Annotated in this window: 19 protein-coding genes; 10 read left to right on the top strand and 9 right to left on the bottom strand. The window is 65.1% G+C overall.

The genetic code is table 11. From position 1 onward, the window contains the following. The first annotated feature begins 61 nt into the window (after window positions 1-61). The 5 genes from ABZO33_RS21145 to ABZO33_RS21125 all read left to right on the top strand — a co-directional run bounded on the left by ABZO33_RS21145 (window position 62) and on the right by ABZO33_RS21125 (window position 3,554). A complete protein-coding gene (locus tag ABZO33_RS21145; RefSeq protein WP_414537748.1) occupies window positions 62-823 on the top strand; it encodes a LuxR family transcriptional regulator in 762 nt (253 codons plus the stop codon). A gap of 99 nt (window positions 824-922) precedes the next feature. Continuing rightward, entirely contained in the window at window positions 923-1,822 is a 900-nt protein-coding gene (locus tag ABZO33_RS21140; protein ID WP_414537629.1) for a proline iminopeptidase-family hydrolase, read from the top strand. A 168-nt stretch (window positions 1,823-1,990) separates the two neighbouring features. Further along, window positions 1,991-2,413, top strand: a complete 423-nt coding sequence (locus ABZO33_RS21135; protein WP_414537628.1) for a hypothetical protein — start codon at window positions 1,991-1,993, stop codon at window positions 2,411-2,413. A gap of 52 nt (window positions 2,414-2,465) precedes the next feature. Further along, window positions 2,466-3,074 (top strand): dTMP kinase, encoded by a 609-nt coding sequence (locus ABZO33_RS21130; RefSeq protein WP_414537627.1) that lies wholly within the window; start codon window positions 2,466-2,468, stop codon window positions 3,072-3,074. Window positions 3,075-3,227: 153 nt separating this feature from the next. Continuing rightward, window positions 3,228-3,554, top strand: a complete 327-nt coding sequence (locus ABZO33_RS21125) for a putative quinol monooxygenase (RefSeq protein ID WP_414537626.1) — start codon at window positions 3,228-3,230, stop codon at window positions 3,552-3,554. Between the two features lie 56 nt (window positions 3,555-3,610). On the opposite strand, the gene ABZO33_RS21120 is transcribed toward ABZO33_RS21125, so the two are convergent. The 7 genes from ABZO33_RS21120 to ABZO33_RS21090 form a co-directional block, all read right to left on the bottom strand. After that, entirely contained in the window at window positions 3,611-4,099 is a 489-nt protein-coding gene (locus ABZO33_RS21120) for a DUF2878 domain-containing protein (protein ID WP_414537625.1), read from the bottom strand. Between the two features lie 2 nt (window positions 4,100-4,101). Beyond that, window positions 4,102-5,361, bottom strand: coding sequence for a class I SAM-dependent methyltransferase (locus tag ABZO33_RS21115; RefSeq protein ID WP_414537624.1), 1,260 nt, complete (start codon window positions 5,359-5,361; stop codon window positions 4,102-4,104). After that, window positions 5,336-6,145 (bottom strand): DUF1365 domain-containing protein, encoded by an 810-nt coding sequence (locus ABZO33_RS21110; protein WP_414537623.1) that lies wholly within the window; start codon window positions 6,143-6,145, stop codon window positions 5,336-5,338. Before ABZO33_RS21110 ends, ABZO33_RS21115 begins: the two co-directional genes overlap by 26 nt. Further along, a complete protein-coding gene (locus tag ABZO33_RS21105) occupies window positions 6,142-7,389 on the bottom strand; it encodes an NAD(P)/FAD-dependent oxidoreductase (RefSeq protein ID WP_414537622.1) in 1,248 nt (415 codons plus the stop codon). The genes ABZO33_RS21110 and ABZO33_RS21105 overlap by 4 nt, the downstream gene beginning before the upstream one ends. Before the next feature lie 6 nt (window positions 7,390-7,395). Beyond that, on the bottom strand, window positions 7,396-8,148 hold the full coding sequence (locus ABZO33_RS21100) for an SDR family NAD(P)-dependent oxidoreductase (protein WP_414537621.1): 753 nt from the start codon (window positions 8,146-8,148) through the stop codon (window positions 7,396-7,398). After that, window positions 8,145-8,567: a nuclear transport factor 2 family protein gene (locus ABZO33_RS21095; protein WP_414537620.1), complete on the bottom strand. Its 423-nt coding sequence runs from the start codon at window positions 8,565-8,567 to the stop codon at window positions 8,145-8,147. Before ABZO33_RS21095 ends, ABZO33_RS21100 begins: the two co-directional genes overlap by 4 nt. 104 nt (window positions 8,568-8,671) lie before the next feature. Beyond that, window positions 8,672-9,118 carry a PAS domain S-box protein gene (locus ABZO33_RS21090; RefSeq protein ID WP_414537619.1) on the bottom strand — a complete coding sequence of 149 codons (447 nt, stop codon included), beginning with the start codon at window positions 9,116-9,118 and terminating at the stop codon, window positions 8,672-8,674. 143 nt (window positions 9,119-9,261) lie between these two features. Here ABZO33_RS21090 and ABZO33_RS21085 point away from each other — a divergent pair, with 143 nt between their 5' ends. After that, window positions 9,262-10,143: a MerR family transcriptional regulator gene (locus ABZO33_RS21085; protein WP_414537618.1), complete on the top strand. Its 882-nt coding sequence runs from the start codon at window positions 9,262-9,264 to the stop codon at window positions 10,141-10,143. A gap of 44 nt (window positions 10,144-10,187) precedes the next feature. On the opposite strand, the gene ABZO33_RS21080 is transcribed toward ABZO33_RS21085, so the two are convergent. Further along, complete coding sequence (locus ABZO33_RS21080) at window positions 10,188-11,756, bottom strand: winged helix-turn-helix domain-containing tetratricopeptide repeat protein (RefSeq protein WP_414537617.1); 1,569 nt, start codon at window positions 11,754-11,756, stop codon at window positions 10,188-10,190. A gap of 236 nt (window positions 11,757-11,992) precedes the next feature. Here ABZO33_RS21080 and ABZO33_RS21075 point away from each other — a divergent pair, with 236 nt between their 5' ends. The 4 genes from ABZO33_RS21075 (at window position 11,993) to ABZO33_RS21060 (ending at window position 15,940) form a co-directional block, all read left to right on the top strand. Then, window positions 11,993-12,736 (top strand): SDR family oxidoreductase, encoded by a 744-nt coding sequence (locus ABZO33_RS21075; protein WP_414537615.1) that lies wholly within the window; start codon window positions 11,993-11,995, stop codon window positions 12,734-12,736. Window positions 12,737-12,781: 45 nt separating this feature from the next. Further along, window positions 12,782-13,210 (top strand): cupin domain-containing protein, encoded by a 429-nt coding sequence (locus tag ABZO33_RS21070; protein WP_414537614.1) that lies wholly within the window; start codon window positions 12,782-12,784, stop codon window positions 13,208-13,210. Window positions 13,211-13,277: 67 nt separating this feature from the next. After that, window positions 13,278-14,348, top strand: coding sequence for an HlyD family secretion protein (locus ABZO33_RS21065; protein WP_414537613.1), 1,071 nt, complete (start codon window positions 13,278-13,280; stop codon window positions 14,346-14,348). Beyond that, window positions 14,345-15,940, top strand: a complete 1,596-nt coding sequence (locus tag ABZO33_RS21060; protein ID WP_414537612.1) for an MFS transporter — start codon at window positions 14,345-14,347, stop codon at window positions 15,938-15,940. Before ABZO33_RS21065 ends, ABZO33_RS21060 begins: the two co-directional genes overlap by 4 nt. Before the next feature lie 89 nt (window positions 15,941-16,029). Here the strand turns inward: ABZO33_RS21060 and ABZO33_RS21055 are convergent, their stop codons facing one another. Then, entirely contained in the window at window positions 16,030-16,467 is a 438-nt protein-coding gene (locus ABZO33_RS21055) for an acetyltransferase (RefSeq protein ID WP_414537611.1), read from the bottom strand. Between the last annotated feature and the right edge of the window lie 346 nt (window positions 16,468-16,813).

Genomic DNA, 16,813 nt, shown 5'->3' with positions numbered 1-16,813 from the left:
TGGCATTCTACGTGCCGGACTTCAAGTTGGAAATCCACAAGGAACACAGGGAGTGTCAGGTATGCAGGCCAAGGTGGCTGAACTCAATTCGCGTCTGGCGTCAGGCAACAGCCTGGACGAACAGATGGACAGCGTCGCCGACCTGGCGGCGCAACTAGGCTTCGACGCCCTGGTGTATGACTACAGCCCGGTACCGCTGGACCACACCGGCGAGCTGATCACCCCGTCCGTGGTCAGGCTGCGCCAGACCCCGAAGGACTGGCAGGACCTGTGGTGCTCCGAGGGCTTCTACCAGATCGACCCGGTGCAGCAGGTGGCCGTGTCCTCCATCGCCCCCTTCGTCTGGTCGTACCTGCCCAAGGGCGAGACCGTCCTGCAGCGCCTGATCGACAGGCGCCATGCCCCGGTGGTCGGCTACTTGCACGATGCGCAGCTGACCTGCGGGGTAACCGTACCCATCCACCTGCCGCGCGGCGGCCTGGCGACCCTGACCGGCCTGCGCCCCCAGGCCAGCCAGCGCGACCTGGACGACGCCCGGGAGCAGCTTGCCGATTTCAGCCTGATCGCCCATGCCTTGCAGGAGGCCGCCCATCCATTGCTGGCCAAGGAGTCGGCCACCCGCGTCATCCGCCTGACCCGCCGCGAAGTCGAGTGCCTGCGCTGGGCCGCCGAGGGCCTGACGGCAGGGGAGATCGCCGACAAGCTCAACCGCTCGCTGGCGACGATTTCCCTGCACCTGACCTCGGCCATGCACAAGTTGGGGGCCAAGAACCGCGTCCAGGCGGTCGCCCGGGCGGTGCATTACCGCCTGCTCGACCCGTGAAAGGGGCAAAAAAAACCGAAAACCTAGCGAACTCTCTAGTTATGCCGCGTTGCGCGTAGGGTTATCGTGTGTTCCATGATTCACACGGAGCCGGATGAAATGGAACTCACCCCATCGCGCGAAGGTTTTGCCCCCTTTGGCGACTACCAGACCTGGTATCGCGTCACCGGCGACCTGGCCTGTGGCCGCACCCCCCTGGTCATCCTCCACGGCGGCCCGGGCTGCACCTACGACTATGTCGATGCCTATAAAGATGTCGCCGCTGGCGGCTACCCGGTCATCCACTACGACCAGCTGGGCAACGGCCGCTCGACCCACCTGCCGCAGATGCCGTCGTCGTTCTGGACGGTGAAGCTGTTCCTGGATGAGCTCGACAACCTGCTCGAGCACCTGGGCATCAGCGAGCGCTACGCACTGCTGGGCCAGTCCTGGGGCGGCATGCTCGCCAGTGAACACGCGGTGCGCCAGCCCCGGGGCCTGCGCTGCCTGGTGATCGCCAATTCGCCGGCCGACATGCGCACCTGGGTGCGCGAGGCCAACCGCCTGCGCGAAGAACTGCCCAAGGACGTCCAGGACACCCTGCTGCGCCACGAAGCCGTGGGCGACTACACCGCGGCCGACTACATCGCCGCCACCCAGGTGTTCTACGACCGTCATGTGTGCCGGCTCAAGCCCTGGCCGGAAGAGGTGGCACGCACCTTCGCCCAGGTCGAGGCCGATCCGACCGTGTACCACGCGATGACCGGGCCCAACGAATTTCACATCATCGGCAGCACCAAGGACTGGACCATCGTCGACCGTCTGCCGCGAATCAACGTGCCGAGCCTGCTGATCTCCGGGCGCTATGACGAGGCCACGCCGCTGGTGGTCAAGCCATACCTGGACCTGATCCCGGGCATCCGCTGGGCGCTGTTCGAAAACTCCAGCCACATGCCGCATGTTGAAGAGCGGGTGGCGTGCATGGGCACCGTGGTCAAGTTCCTCGACGAAAGTCTGTAGCTTCAACGGCCGCCAGCCGGCCGACAGTTTCCCTTCCTCAGGCCTGTTCGGGTTCAACCCGGCGGGCCTGAGTTTTATCGCTTCCCTGCACCAGCCCGTTTCCACGCGGTGATTAACAACCGTACGCCCCAGCGCTATCCTTGATTCAGGTCCCCAAGGAACCTCACCATGCGCCGGCTGATAATGCTGTTACTGATCACCGCCATCCCAGGCTGCCAAACCCCACTGCCAACCGCCAACCCGCAGATGGCCTGGGTCGACCTGTCGCTGCCATTCCCCAACGACCGCGTCCTGCTGGCCGAACGCCTGGACAAGCAACGCCTGGACGAAGGCCGTTTCTTCCAGGTCAGCCCCGGCAGTCACGAGTTGGTCGTGCGCTTCGACTATGAAACGAACGGTGGAGGAGGCATGAGCATGCTGGGCGGCACCACCGTCCGCCAGTGCTACCTCACCCTCGATTACGCCCATTTCCAGGCTGGCCAGCGCTATGTGCTGGAAGCCCGCTCCATGGCCCTGACTCCCGAGGCAAGGCTGTACAATGCCGCCCGGGAGATCGTCGCAGAGGTCAGTGAGTTCTACTGCCTGATGTGACCGAGCCCAGTTCATTGACTGTTCGTGAAGGAATTCAACCGTTGTGTGACGCATGAGTCGTTCGCTGTTCATTTCCCTGGATGGCCCCAAGGGCACCGGCAAGACCACACTGCTGGAAGCCCTCACCAAAGCACTGAGGGCGGACAACAGGAAAGTGATCCGCATCAGCGAGAAGAAAAGCGATCCGTACCGGGGCGAAACCATGGTCCTGGTCAACCAGTTCGTCAGGAAACCCAGCCGGGACCTGGAAATGCAGGTTTGTCAGCGCCTGGCGCACAGCCGTGCCTGGATTTCCCAACACGTACTGGCCAAGCAGCCAGCAGACAGCATCATCCTGATCGATCGCTGGTACCCGTCCGATGCGGCGTTTCGCCGGCTGGTACCGTTTGCCGAGATCCTGCGGTTGAACATCGAACGCCACGTGCGGGTGCCGGACCTGCATGTGGGCGTTGTCACCGACCCTGAAATCTCGTGGAACAGGGCAGCGGCGCGGTCGCGCGGGTTGAGCAGTACCGTGATGCACGCGCTGGAGGAGCATGTCGCGTGCACCCAAGCGTTCGCGCAAGTGGTTGCCGATCAAGGGTGGTTTTTATGCCGCAATGAAGGAACGCTTGAAGAGGCGACGCAGGCGCTGGTATCAGAGATCCGTAGCCTGCTTTGATTGGCCTGTATCAGGCCTGCAGGAGCAGGTTGTATTTGTCCTCCTCACGGGAAATTTTCACTATTTCAGTGAAAGTGTTCACGCGCACAGCCGGTTTTTCCCAGGCGCCGGGCACGCCAGACTGGCTGGCAATCACCTGACCAGGAGCTTGACGTGAACACACAAGACCATCCCCTCGTTTCCCTTGCCATCCTCAAGGCCAAGCCAGGCCAGGCAGCGGCGCTGAAAGAGGCCTTGCTGGCCTTGATCGAGCCGACCCGGGCCGAACCTGGCAATCGTGACTACATGCTGTTCGAGCGCAGCGATGAGCCCGGGACGTTTTACATGCGCGAAGCGTTCGACCATCAACAGGCCCTGGACACCCACTTGGCCACCGAACACTTTCAGTGTTTTGCCGAGCAGGCTGACCAGCTGCTGGCGGAGCCATTGCAACTGATCTTCCTTGATCCAGTGTCCAGTGTCGTTGCGCCCCATCCCTGATAAGCCTGCGAGTCACCAGACCAACCGCCAAGCGGGCGCCGTGATTGCGCAGGCGCTCAACGACGCACCGCGAGGCGCACCAGCAAGGGCAGGGCCAGGGCCCAGACCGGCGCCAGCAGCAAGCCCGTGACCACTGGCCCCAGGGGCAAGACGACATCGGCCAGTCTGGCACCGCCCAGGTACGCCAGCGGCCCACCCAGCGCGCCGACTGCCGCACCGCGCCAGAACGGCCATCCCACCCATGCCAGGCTGTGGCGCAAGCCGCTGGCCAGCACCAGCCACAGCAGCGCCAGCCACAAGGGCAGTGGCCATGCCTCGAAACGAAACAAACCGATCGCTCCCAGCAGGCCATCCAGCATGCAACCGGCCAAGGTCACGCGTAGCAGCGCGCCGACTTCGGCGCTCCGGGCCGGGCACAGTTTGAGGTGCACGGCCATGCCCAGCGGCACCAGCAGCAATAGCCACGCAACCTTTGCGCCCAGCACGCAAGCCCACCAGCCAATCTGCAGCCACAGCGCATTGGCGATCAGCCAGCCAGCAGGCATCGTCATTGCCCGGGCAACGGCGCCCTTCGCGCCTGGGGCGCGGCCCACAGCAGTTGCGCCACGCCGATGGCCCGTTCCTCGAAGCCGCCCTGGCAGTAGCACAGGTAGAACTCCCACAGGCGCTGGAACGTCTCGTCGTAGCCTAGTGCCGCCAATGTGTTGCGCCCCTGGCGCAGGTTGTCGCGCCAGTGCCGCAGGGTCAGCGCGTAGTCGGCGCCGAAATCTTCCAGGTGCACCAGGTTGAGCGCGGTGCGGCGGCTGGCGGTGTCCAGCAACACGCTGAGCGAGGGCAGGGCGCCACCGGGGAAGATGTAGCGCTGGATGAAGTCCACCGAGCGCCGCGACTGGGCGTAGCGCTGGTCGCGGATGGTAATGGCCTGCAGCAACATCAGCCCGTCGGGCTTGAGCAGTGACGCGCACTGGCGGAAGTACACCGGCAGGTAGCGGTGGCCCACCGCTTCGATCATCTCGATGGAGACCAGTTTGTCGAACGTGCCCGTCAGGTCGCGGTAGTCGTCGCACAGCACTGTCACCTGCTGCTCCAGGCCAAGGGCCTTCACCCGTTGCAGGGTGTGGGTGTACTGCGCGTGCGACAAGGTCGTGGTGGTCACCCGGCAGCCGTGGCGGGTAGCGGCGTGGATGGCCAGGCTGCCCCAGCCGCAGCCGATTTCCAGCAGGTGGTCGTGCGGGCCAAGCTCAAGCTTCTGGCAGATGCGCTCCAGCTTGCGCCGCTGCGCCTGCTCCAGGGATTGCGCGGGGTGCTCGAACTGCGCGGCCGAATACATCATGGTCGGGTCCAGCAGTTGCTCGAACAGGGTATTGCCCAGGTCGTAATGGGCCAGGATGTTGCGACGGGCGCCACGCCGGTTGTTGCGGTTCAGGCGGTGCAGCAGGCGCAGGGCAGGGCGGCCCAGGCGGGCCAGGCCACCCTCGAGGGCGTCGAGCACATCGAGGTTGGCCACGAACAGGCGGGTGACCAACGCCAGGTCCGGGCTGCGCCAGTAGCCATGGATGTAGGCTTCGCCCGCACCGATCGAACCATTGCCGGCGACCAGGCTCCAGGTGGCGTCATCGAGTATCTCTACCTCGGCCTGCAGCGTGCTGCCGGGGTCGCCGAACGCCCACTGCCGACCGTGGCAAAGCAGGCGCAGATGGCCATGGCGCAGCTTGCCCAGCTGGGCGAGCACGGCCTTGCGCGCCAATCCGCCGAGCAGTGGCGCCAGGCCCGCGGACTTGCTAACGCTCAGGGTGGGAGTCGGCATGATCGGGGTCCTCGCAAGGGTGGCCGAGCGCCAGGTTGCCCCGGCTGGCGGTGTGGTCGTGGATGGGCGTGCGTTTGACCAACAGGCGCAGTGCTTGCCAGTAGATGGCCGAGACGGTGCGCAGGCTGATCCAGGGGAAGGCCAGGACGTAGTCGCGCACGGCCTTGCGATCCAGCGGTCGGCGCTTCAGGGCCAGGTCGGCCTCGAACACTTTCCGGTCGCCTTGCCAGTTCTCCATGTGGATGCGCACCTGTGCCTGGTCCAGGTGAAAGCGCACGCGATAGTCCATGTCCAAGGGCATGAACGGCGAAACATGAAAGCGCTTGGCCATGGCGAAAGTTGTCGCCAGGTCGCCTTGCACCGGCAGCACATAGTGGAAGCGCTGGCGCCACGGCGTGTTACGCACCTCCAACAGGATCGCCGCCAGGTGCCCGTCGCGGTCATCGCAGAAATAGAAGCTCACCGGATTGAACGACAGCCCCCAGCAGCGCAGCTGGGTCAGCAGGCGTACCGGCCCTTCGGGCGTTTGTCCCGTGGCCTGGCGTACCAGCAGGCGCGCGGCCTCGGCCAGCGGCAGGCCTTGGCGGGTGAGCGCCGGCAGATAGTCGGTTTCCCGCCAGCACAGCGGGGCCAGGCGCCAACGCCCCAGCCAGCGAGACAGGCCCATCAGCCAGGCTTGTTCGTCCAGGTCCAGGTAGAACAGGCCGATCCGGTAACGGAAGGCATGGGGCCGGGGGCTCAGGCGCCGATGGCTGAGCCAGCCCAGGCACAGGCCACTGTTCACAACTGCTCTCCGAAATGCCTGGCCACCTGCAACGCGCTGACCACGCCGTCCTCGTGGAAGCCGTTGCCCCAGTAGGCGCCGCAGAAATAGCTGTGCTGTTGGCCTTGCAGTTGGGTTTGCCGGGCCTGCGCGGCGGATGCCGCCAGGCTGTACTGCGGGTGGGCATAGCTGAAGCGGGCGAGGATCTGCGCAGGGTCGATCAGCGCAGTCTGGTTCAGGCTAACGCAGAAGGTCGTCGCTGCCTGGAGGCCCTGCAGGATGTTCATGTTGTAGGTCACCGCGGCCGGCGCCTGCTCGGGGCCGCCCAGGCGGTAGTTCCAGCTGGCCCAGGCGTTGCGGCGGCGTGGTAGCAGGCGGGTGTCGGTGTGCAGCACCACGTCGTTGTCGGCATAGCTGATGGCGCCCAGCGCCGCTCGCTCGTGCACGCTCGGGGCTTCCAGCAGGGCCAGAGCCTGGTCGCTGTGGCAGGCGAACACCACGTTGTCGAAGCGCTCGGTGCCGGCGTCGCTGACCAGGGTGACACCCCCTTCGTCGCGGCCGACCCGGTGCACCTTGCAGTCAAGGCGAATGCGTTCGGCGAAGGGGCGGCACAGCGGGGCGACATAACTGCGCGAACCGCCGGCGACGACACGCCACTGCGGGCGCTGGTTCACCGACAGCAAGCCGTGGTTGCGACAGAAGCGTACGAAGAACGCCAGCGGGAAGCCGAGCATGTCGGCACGGGACATCGACCAGATCGCCGAGCCCATGGGCACGATGTAATGCTCGATGAAACGCGGGCCGTAGCCGCGCTCCTGAAGATACGCGCCCAAGGTGGTGGTGGCGTCGATACGCTGTTGCTCGAGGTCGGCGAGGGCCTGGCGGTTGAAACGCAGGATATCGCGGAGCATGCCCCAGAAGCCCGGCGACAGCAGGTTGCGGCGCTGGGCGAACAAGGTGTTCAGGTCGTGCCCGTTGTATTCCACGCCACTGCGCGGATCATGCACGGAGAAACTCATCTGGGTCGGCTGCGAGGCGACCCCGAGCGCTTCGAGCAAACGGATGAAATGGGGATAGGTCCAGTCGTTGAAGACAATGAACCCGGTGTCGATGGCATGCCGCTCACCGCGCCACGCCACGTCGATGGTGTGGGTGTGGCCACCGACCCAGCCGGCAGCCTCGAATACCGTTACTTCGTGCTTGCGCGACAGCAGGTAGGCGCAGGTCAGGCCGGCGATGCCGCTGCCGATGATGGCTATGCGCATGGTTGCTCAGTCCGCTTCTCGGCGTGCCAGACGCCGGCCCAATGCCAGGCGCGCCCGTGCCGGCAGCGCCCCGAGCAGGCGCAATCCCCAGGTGAACAGGCTCGGAAAGTTGATTTCCAGGGGCCGGCGCGGCAGCCGCGTGACGATGTGCCGGGCGGCGCGCTGGGCCGACCACAGCTGCGGCATCGGGAAATCGTTGCGCCGGGTCAGCGGCGTATCGACGAAGCCCGGGTTGACCAGGGTGACGTCGATGCCGGCTTGCGCCAGGTCGATGCGCTGCGACTCCACCAGGTAGCGCACGGCGGCCTTGGACGCGCCATAGGCACCGGCCCGGGGCAAGGCCAGCCAGGTCACCGAGCTGCCCATCACCACCAGGTGGGGACGTGCGCCGGCCCGCAGCAGGGGCAGGGCGGCCGCCAGGCAATGACTGAGGCCCAGCAGGTTGGTGCGCATCACCCGCTCGACCAGTGCCGGGTCGAACCGGCCGGGCTCCAGATACTCGCAGGTACCGGCGTTGAAGATCGCCAGGTCCAGGGCGCCCCAGGCCTGGCGGATGCGGTCTGCTATCTGCGCGACCTGCGCCGGATCGTCCAGGTCGCCGTTGGCCAGTAGCACCTGCCCGGGAAAGCGCTCGGCAAACGGCACCAGTTGCTCGGTCCGGCGACCGCCCAGGGCAACCTGATGGCCTTGTTCCAGCAGGCACTGCGCGAGCGCCGCGCCGATGCCGCTGCTGGCACCGGTCAACCAGCAGCGGCTCATGCCAAGCGGCCCTTGAGCCAGCGAATCGCCCCGCCCATCAACGGAATATGCTCGTAGAGCAGCGCACCGGCATCGAAGAAGTCCTGGTGCAAATGCACCCGGTCCCGCCATTGCAGGTAGCTGCAGCCTTGCAGGGAAACCGGGCGACCGCCGGCCAGCCGTGGGTGACGAAACTGCAGGGTCCAGCGCAGGTAGCCCTGCCCGGGTATCACCTCGTCGGCACCGGCGAAGACATAGTGGATATCATGGGCATTGGCATACAGCTGGGCGAAGTAGGCCCGCAGGTCCTTCAGCCCATCGATCCTATGCAGAGGGTCGCGGAAAGCGATGTCTTCGCTGTACAGGTTTTCCAGCGCATCGAGGTGGGCCCCATCGAGCTGGGCGAAGCGCTCGGCGAATTGCTGCAGGTACGTTGACATGCTCGGCTCCGGGCAATCCTGTACAACCTGGTATTTTTGTACAGGTATAGTGGAAGCCTACGATTAAATCTGTACAAGTCAACGTTCTTGTACAGATATTTTGCTCAGCGCCCTGCGGCCTTCAGTTGAAGACGCAGGTCGGCGACTTCGGCTTCCAGCTCGCGCACTCGTTGCTCGGCGGCGACCTGAGCCGAAACGTCGTGCTGGATGCCGATGTAGTAGGTGAGCTGGTCCGCCTCGTTGCGCACCGGGGTGATGGACAATTCATTCCAGAACAGGCTGCCATCCTGGCGGTAGTTGCGCAGCACCTGGCGGCAGGGCTGGCCCGCGCGAATTGCCTCGCGGATGATGGCGATTCCGGCCTGGTCATGGTCCTGGCCCTGGAGGAAGCGGCAGTCCTGGTAGAGGATATCGTCCGCGCAGTAGCCGGTGAGGCGCTCGAAGGCGGGGTTGGCGTAGATCAGGATGCTGTCGTGGCCTTCCTGCTCGGCGACGACGATGCCATCGTTGGAGTGCTCGACCATCAGTTGCAGGAGTTTTGCGTTGATCATTGCAGCCACCCGTGAAAAGCCTGAACGGTAAGCCGGCACTGTACGAAGTACCGGCGCGATTCGCTACATAATGGCCTACCTGCGCTCCACGCAGAAAGAATGTATGGGTTTAGAATGTGCCACCTTTCCGACGACCGCTCGTGATGACCGAAGCCACCTCACCCGATTTACTGCCCATGCGCGACGTGGTCAGCCTGACCGGCATCAATCCGGTGACCTTGCGTGCCTGGGAGCGGCGCCACGGGCTGATCCGTCCGCAGCGCACCGACGGCGGCCATCGCCTGTACACGCCCGCCGACGTGCAGCGTATCCGCGACATCCTGCACTGGACAGCCAACGGCGTGCCGATCAGCAAGGTCGGCGAAATGCTTGCCACCCAGTGTCAGGTGCCCATGCAGCAGGACTCGGCCTTCCACGCCTGGCGCGCCAGCGTGAAACGGGCGGCGATGGCATTCGATGCACGGGCGCTGGAAGGTGTCCATGGCCAGCTGTTCACGCTCCTGCCCAAGGCCACCGTGCTGCGTGAAGTGCTGCTGCCGGTGTGGCAGGACATGGCGGCGGGCAGGGCCTTCGGGGAACGCAGCCAATGGTTGTTCCTCGACACTTTCCTGCGCGCCCGCTTGCTGCTGCGCCTGCAGATGAACCAGGCCGATGCGCCAAGGGTGCTGCTGGCCGGCACCGAGGGGCATGCCGAACTGCCGTTGCTGTGTACCGGCCTGCTGCTGAGCGGCGAGCAACAGCACGTCGACGTGCTCGGCTGCGGGCAGCCGCTGGAGGAGCTTGCGCTGGTGTGCGCGGCGACCCAGCCGGCGGCGTTGGTGATCGCGGTGCAGGGGCCGGTGAACGTTAGCCTGGCCAGACGACTGCGCGCGTTGCAGATGGAGGTTGCCTGCCCGCTGGCCCTGACCGGGGTGGCGGGTTCGCAAGCGGCGTTGCAGGGCATCCCGCTGCGTGTGCTGGACGAGCAGGGGGACGATGTGGCGGGGATGCTCAACGCCTTGCTAAGGGGCGCCCTGGATCTCTGAAAACCGGGCGGTGGCCCGGCAAGCGCTTGATCCAGTATCGGCACCTACTCCGGCAACCCTGCCCGGCGCAGCCCTTCAGCGAGCAGGGTGAGGTCTTCATCCCGATAGATCGGCAGCCATTCCCTCAGTTGCGAGACCCGCAGATTCGGGTCCAGCTCACGCAGCCTTGTCATGGCCTGCCTGGCCTCGCCCTCCCGCCCCATGTGTGCCTGGCTGGCCGCGACCAGCACGGTGGCGGCCAGCAGGCTGGACAGATTGCCCAGGGCCTTTTCGGCCCAGCCCAGGGCGCAATCGAAGCGCCCGGCAAAAAAGTGGGCCAGGGCCATGCCCACGTGCATCCGGAACATTTCCGGATCCAGGGGGCTCAGGCGTGCCGCGTGCTCCAGGTTGGCGATGGCGACGTCGGCCTCGCCGCGTAGCGCGCGCAGGATCCCGCCAAGGAACCAGGCCGGCGCCAGGTTGGGGTTGAGCAGTCGAGCGCGGTCGAGCAGGGCGATACCTTGGTCGAGGTCCCTGGCCAGGTGGCCCAGCGCATGGCCGCCGCGGGTCAGGGCAACGGCGTCGTCGCGGCCCAGTTCCACGGCCAGTCTGGCCAGCCGTGCGCCTTCGGCTATTTCACGCGGGCGATCGGCCATCCAGCCGTTGAGCTTGCGCCAGAAATGACACCAGGCAGCCATCCCATAGGCCGAGGCGAAGTCCGGGTCCAGTTCGATGGCGGTGTAGAACAGCGCCAATGCCTGCTCCACAGCCTCGCGCGTGCCTAGGTGCAGCTTCGCGGTGCCGCGCAGGTAGTAGTCGTAGGCGCACAGGCTGCCCGTAGGCTTGCGCTTGGCCCGCTCTATCTCGGCGCGTTCGAGTTGTGGCGCGATCGCCCCGACCACGCTTTCGGCGATCTGGTCCTGGAGTTCGAAGATATCGTCGAGCTGCCCTTCGAAGCGTTCCGCCCAGATATGCGTACCGCTGCTGGCGTCGATCAACTGGCCGGTGATACGGACCCTGTTCGCCACTTTGCGCACGCTGCCTTCGAGCACATAGCGCACACCCAGGGTGCGCCCCACCTCGATGAGGTCGACTGGGCGGTGCTTGAAGGTAAAACTGGAGTTGCGAGCGATGACGAACAGCCAACGGATGCGCGACAGGGCAACAATGATGTCTTCGACGATGCCATCGGCAAAATAGTCCTGCCCCGGGTCGCCACTCAGGTTAAGGAAGGGCAGGACCGTGATGGACGGTTTGTCCGGCAGGGCGAGGCTTTGCTCCGCTGACTGCTCGGCTGGCTCCGTGGCGGGCTGTTCGAGGCTGGGTACTTCCCGGGTTTCGCCGACGAAACGATAGCCCTTGCGGGCGACCGTGCGCAGCAGGCGCTGGGCCTCGCCAGTGTCGCCGATGGCCTTGCGCACTGCATTGATATGGCTGGTGACCGTCGACTCGGAGACCACCCGCCCGCTCCAGACCGTCTGCAGTAACTCGTCCTTGCTGATCACCCGGTCACGCTGGCTCACCAGCAACAGCAACAGATCGAAGACCTGCGGGCCGATGGTCACCACCTGGCCGCGCAGGGCCAGCTCCCGGCGCTGTTGATCGAGCACGTAGTCTTCAAACACGAATTGCAACGTCTTGTCCCCTGGCCGAGCGCCTTAGGCATCGTGTCCGAGGCGATTGCTTCATAAGTGTCGCCGTCGATGATACGGCAGCGCGAAAGGGCCTGCACTGTCCGCGCGGGCTTGGACGCAAAACCAAGCTTTCTTGAAGGTAAATACAGCCTCAAGGCAAAGACTCCCAAGGGCCCGGAGCGCATCTTGAGCCTGCATCGACGGCAATGGTTGCGGTCGAGAACAGGAGAGACCCCATGAAGATCGTTGTCATCGGAGGCACCGGCCTTATCGGCTCGAAACTCGTCAAAAGCCTGAGTGAGCGCGGCCATGAAGCCGTGGCGGCGGCGCCCAGCACAGGCGTCGACAGCATCACCCGCGAAGGGCTCGCAGCGGCCATGGACGGTGCGGACGTGGTCGTCGATGTCGCCAACGCACCGTCCTGGGAAGACCAGGCCGTGCTGGAGTTCTTCCAGACATCGACCCGCAACCTGCTGGCCGCCGAGGCGGCGGCCGGGGTTCGCCACCATGTCGCGCTGTCGATCGTCGGTTGCGAGCGCCTGCCGGAAAACGGCTACTTCCGCGCCAAGGTCGCCCAGGAAGCGATTATCAAGGCCTCGAGCATCCCCTACACCCTGGTACGGGCCACGCAGTTCTTCGAATTCGTCGGCGGCATCGCCCAGGCGGCCACCGTGGCTGACGAGGTGCGCCTGTCGCCGGCGCTGATCCAGCCGATGGCCTCGGCCGACGTTGCGGCGGCGCTGCTCGATGTAGCGCTTGCGGCGCCGGTCAACGGCACCCTCGAAGTGGCCGGGCCAGAGGCCATGCCTCTTGACGAGCTGGTCCGGCGCTTCCTGCGCCTGACCGGCGATGCGCGCACAGTCGTCGCGGACGTGCATGCCCGCTATTTCGGCGCCGAGCTCGATGACCAGTCCCTGACCCCGGGTAGCGCGGCACGCCTGGGCGGCACCCGCTTCGAGGATTGGCTCGCGCGTTCCTGAGAAACAGCAACCTCCATCGCAAACAACCTTCACCAGGAGTCCATCATGTCCAGTCGAATCCTCGGCGCCGTGGTCGTCGCGGCACTGTTCCTTACCACGGCAGCGATCAACCCGGCGTCGGCCGACGAGCGCCCGGTCAGCAAGGTCACTGTCGTGTTCGACAAGCCCTTGCCGAATGTCCCCGGCAAGAGCATGCGCGGCGTGATCGTCGACTATGCCCCGGGGGCGTCGTCGCCGTCCCACCGGCATCCGAATTCTGCCTTCATCTACGCCACCGTGCTCGAAGGTGAGGTACGCAGCAGCGTCAACGGCGAACCGGAGAAAACCTACACGGCAGGCGAGAACTGGTACGAGGCGCCTGGCGCGTTCCATGGCGTCAGTGCCAATGCCAGTGACACCAAGCCCGCACGCTTGATGGCGGTATTCGTGCTCGACAGCACCGAGACCGTGCTGGTGACCCCCAGCGCGAAGTAAGCAACGTCACGACTGAAGGCCCCCGGTGGCTGGCAAGCTGCCGGGGCACCGCACAGGAATCCGCATAATGAACACGCTCGAGGAGCCTGTCGCCACGGGCGACAGCACCAAGCCCAAGCAGAAAAAGCGCATTGGCATCGTGCTGTGCATCGTCGCCCTGGCGGTGCTGGCCGCAGGGTGGGCCATTGCCCGCTCGAGCAGTGCGACGTCTACCGACAATGCCTACGTGCGCGGCGATGTCACCTCGCTGGCTGCCAAGGTGGCGGGTTATGTCGTGGCGGTCGAGGTCGAGGACAATCAACGCGTGCAGGCAGGGCAGGTACTGTTTCGGATCGACGACCGCGACTATCGGGCGCAGCTCGCGCAGGCCGAGGCCAACCTCAAGGCGGCCGAGGCGAGCCTGGCCAATGTCGAGGCCCAGACCCAGCTGCAACACGCGCAGATCCGCGAGGCGCAGGCCAGCGTGCAGTCGGCGGTCGCCCAGCGCGGGCTGGCCAACAAGACTCACGAGCGCAGCCGCAAGCTGATCGTGTTCAGTGCCGTCAGCCAGTCGGTGGTTGATCAGACCGATGCTGCCCGCAGCAGCGCCCAGGCAACGGTAGCGGCCGCATCGGCCACGCTCGAGGCCCAGCAGCAACGCATCGCCGTGCTGATGGCCCAGCGTGAGTCGGCCCTGGCGACGATCGCCCAGGCGCAGGCCGCGCGCGACCTGGCAGGGCTGGAGCTGGAGCACACGGTAGTACGCGCGCCAGTGTCCGGTGTTGTCGGCAACCGCCAGGTGCGCGTCGGGCGTTTCGTTACCCCGGGCGGGGCAGTGCTGGACCTTGTCCCCGTGGAGAGTGTGTGGGTGGTGGCGAACTTCAAGGAAACCCAGGTTGCGCAGATTCAACCGGGGCAGCGGGCGCAGGTGACGATCGACGGTTATCCGGACGGCGCGCTCGAAGGCGTGGTCGACAGCTTTGCGCCAGGCAGTGGTGCCGCGTTCAGCCTGCTGCCAGCGGACAACGCAACGGGCAACTTCGTGCGGGTGGTGCAGCGCGTGCCGGTGAAGATCCGCCTGGTGCACAACCCGCTGCCGGGGCGCATCGTGCCGGGGCTGTCGGCACGGGTCGAGGTTGAAACTGGAGGCGGCTCGTGAACACTCCCGGCCCCGGCGTCCAGAACGCTGCATCGATCGAAGGCCGATCACTGCAGGGGCTGCTGCTGATCGTCGGGATCATCCTGGCCGCACTGACCGAGGCCTTCGCCAGCAGCGTGCTGGTACTTGGCCGTAACGACATGCTGGGCGATACCCACGCAACGCCGGACGAATTCGCCTGGCTGGATGTTGGCTACACCGCCAGCAAGCTCATTGGCTTCATGAGTGCCGCCTGGTTTGTGGCGCGTATCCAGCCACGTCAGGTGATCATCGCGGCGACCTTGGTCATGGGGCTGGCTTGCGGTGTGTCTGCCTTTACCGACAGCCTTGACCTGCTGACCGTGCTGCGCGTGCTCCAGGGGTTGGCCGGCGGTGTGCTGCTGGTGGGCGGGCAGGCCTTGATCTTTCTCGTCTGCCCACGCGACCAGCAACCTGTACTCCAGGCACTTTTCGCCATGGGCGCGGTGGTTGCGCCCGCCACCCTGACGCCAGCCTTGCAAGGGTGGCTGATCGACAGCCAGTCATGGACCTGGATCTTCTTCAGTGTCTTGCCCCTGGCCCTGGCCGCGACAGGCGTCCTGCTGATGGCGGGCGTGCCGAACGTCGCGCTGCCGACCGCCCCAAGGTCCGACGCCGTGGGCATGCTCTTGGCGTTCTCCAGCCTCGGCTGCCTTACCTACGTGCTGAGCCAGGGCAGCCGCTGGGACTGGTTCGCAGAACTGCACATCCTCGGCGCCACGGCAGTCGGCGTCGCGGCCTTGCTGCTGTTTCTCGGTCATCAGTTGCTGAGCAACCGCCAGGGCCTGCTCGACTTCAGCCTGTTCCGCTGCCGCGACTTCACCTTCGCCTTCATCGTCAGTTTCGTCGCGGGTGCGGCGTTGTTCGGCAGTGCCTACCTGATCCCGGCATTTGCCCTGACGGTGCTGGCCTTCACGCCCACCGACGCCGGCTTGTTGCTGTTGCCCAGTGGCGCGTGTTTCATCGGCGCGCTGCTGTTGGCGGCCTATCTCATCCAGGCCCGTGGCGTGGCGCCATTCGCCACGGTGCCCTTCGGCATCCTGATGATCATGGGGGCGATGTGGATGCTGTCGGGTTCGACCAGTGAAAGTGGCGCACCGGACATGCTGGGCGGCGTGCTGTTGCGCGGTCTGGGGCTGGGCTTTCTGTTCCTTTCCATCACCCTGATCGCCTTCGACAAGCTGGCGCCTGAAAACCTCGCCAGCGGGATCGGCCTGTTCAACGTCGGGCGCCAACTGGGCGGGCTGATGGGCGTCGCCGGCTTCCAGACACTCATCGACCAGCAGCTGGCGCACAATGCGGCAGTGCTGGGCGCCCATGTCACGGCCGGCGCCGCCACGGTCATCGAGCGGCTCGGCATCACGGTCGCCATGCTGCAGGGCAGGGGGCTGGACACCCTCGCGGCCGGCCGGGCTTCGCTGGCGCTGCTGGGGCGCGCCGTGTCAGGGCAGTCAGCGGTAATCGCCTTCGATGTGGCGTTCACTGCCGTGGTACTGCTGTTCGCTGTCGCGGCGCCTTTGCTGGTGTGCATCAAGGGCCTGCTTGCGCGCAGCGCCAGGCCGCCCCGCGGGTAGATCCCAGCGGATTGATGTAGAACTCGAGAACTTGACGGAAAATGAATCGCCCCGCAGCACAAGCTTTGGAGCGATCCACGTTTACAGGCCTAGCCGGGCAGGCTCAGGTGTAGCAAGGGGAAGGGCCGGCCCTCGCCATCCAGCGCAGAGCGACCTGTTTGAACGAACCCGTAATGTAGATAGAACCCTGCTGCTTCGGGGTTCTGCTCGTTGACATCGACACTCAGCTGGCTGCGCGAGCGGCGGGCATGGTCCAGCAGTGCGCGGCCAATACCTTTGCCGCGCAGATCTGGCTCGATGAAGAGCATCTCTACGTGGTTTTCATTAAGCCCGATAAACCCCAGCGGGCAGTCCTCGGCATCTACCGCAACCCATAATTCAACAGCGGGCAGGTAGCTATCGCGTAACTGAGGCAGCAATGCCTGAATATCGGATTCTTGCAGGAAGTGATGAGTGGCGCGCACCGAGCGCAGCCAGATGTCGAGCAGTTGCGGGTAGTCGGCGTGGGTAGCCTGACGAATGATCATTGAATCATCCTTTACACTTGATAGCGGAAATGAGGCGCGCTAGTCGATAGCGACCGTATAAGTGCCGGCAACGTGTATGACCGCTTCGCGAGTTAACGCCTGGGCGGTTCACGGCAGAGGTAGCCGAAAAGGAGGGAGCGAGGACGATACTGACAGGTTTTCTGGGTGTCAATAAAAAATTACACCGGCAAGGGGCCGTGTACGGATCACCCACATGGGTTACACAAAAGTTCACTCACATAGGTGACAACACCTTAAGTGTTACATAACCATCAGTGGCATCCCGCACATCGACCCTGCCAAGGATGATGGGACCGAAAATAACATCCCAGACGCCATCCCCAAC

The organism is Pseudomonas sp. CAM1A (assembly GCF_047501685.1).
Classification (GTDB): domain Bacteria; phylum Pseudomonadota; class Gammaproteobacteria; order Pseudomonadales; family Pseudomonadaceae; genus Aquipseudomonas.
Note: the sequence above shows the minus strand (reverse complement) of the source record. Positions and strands in the feature narration are given on the sequence as shown.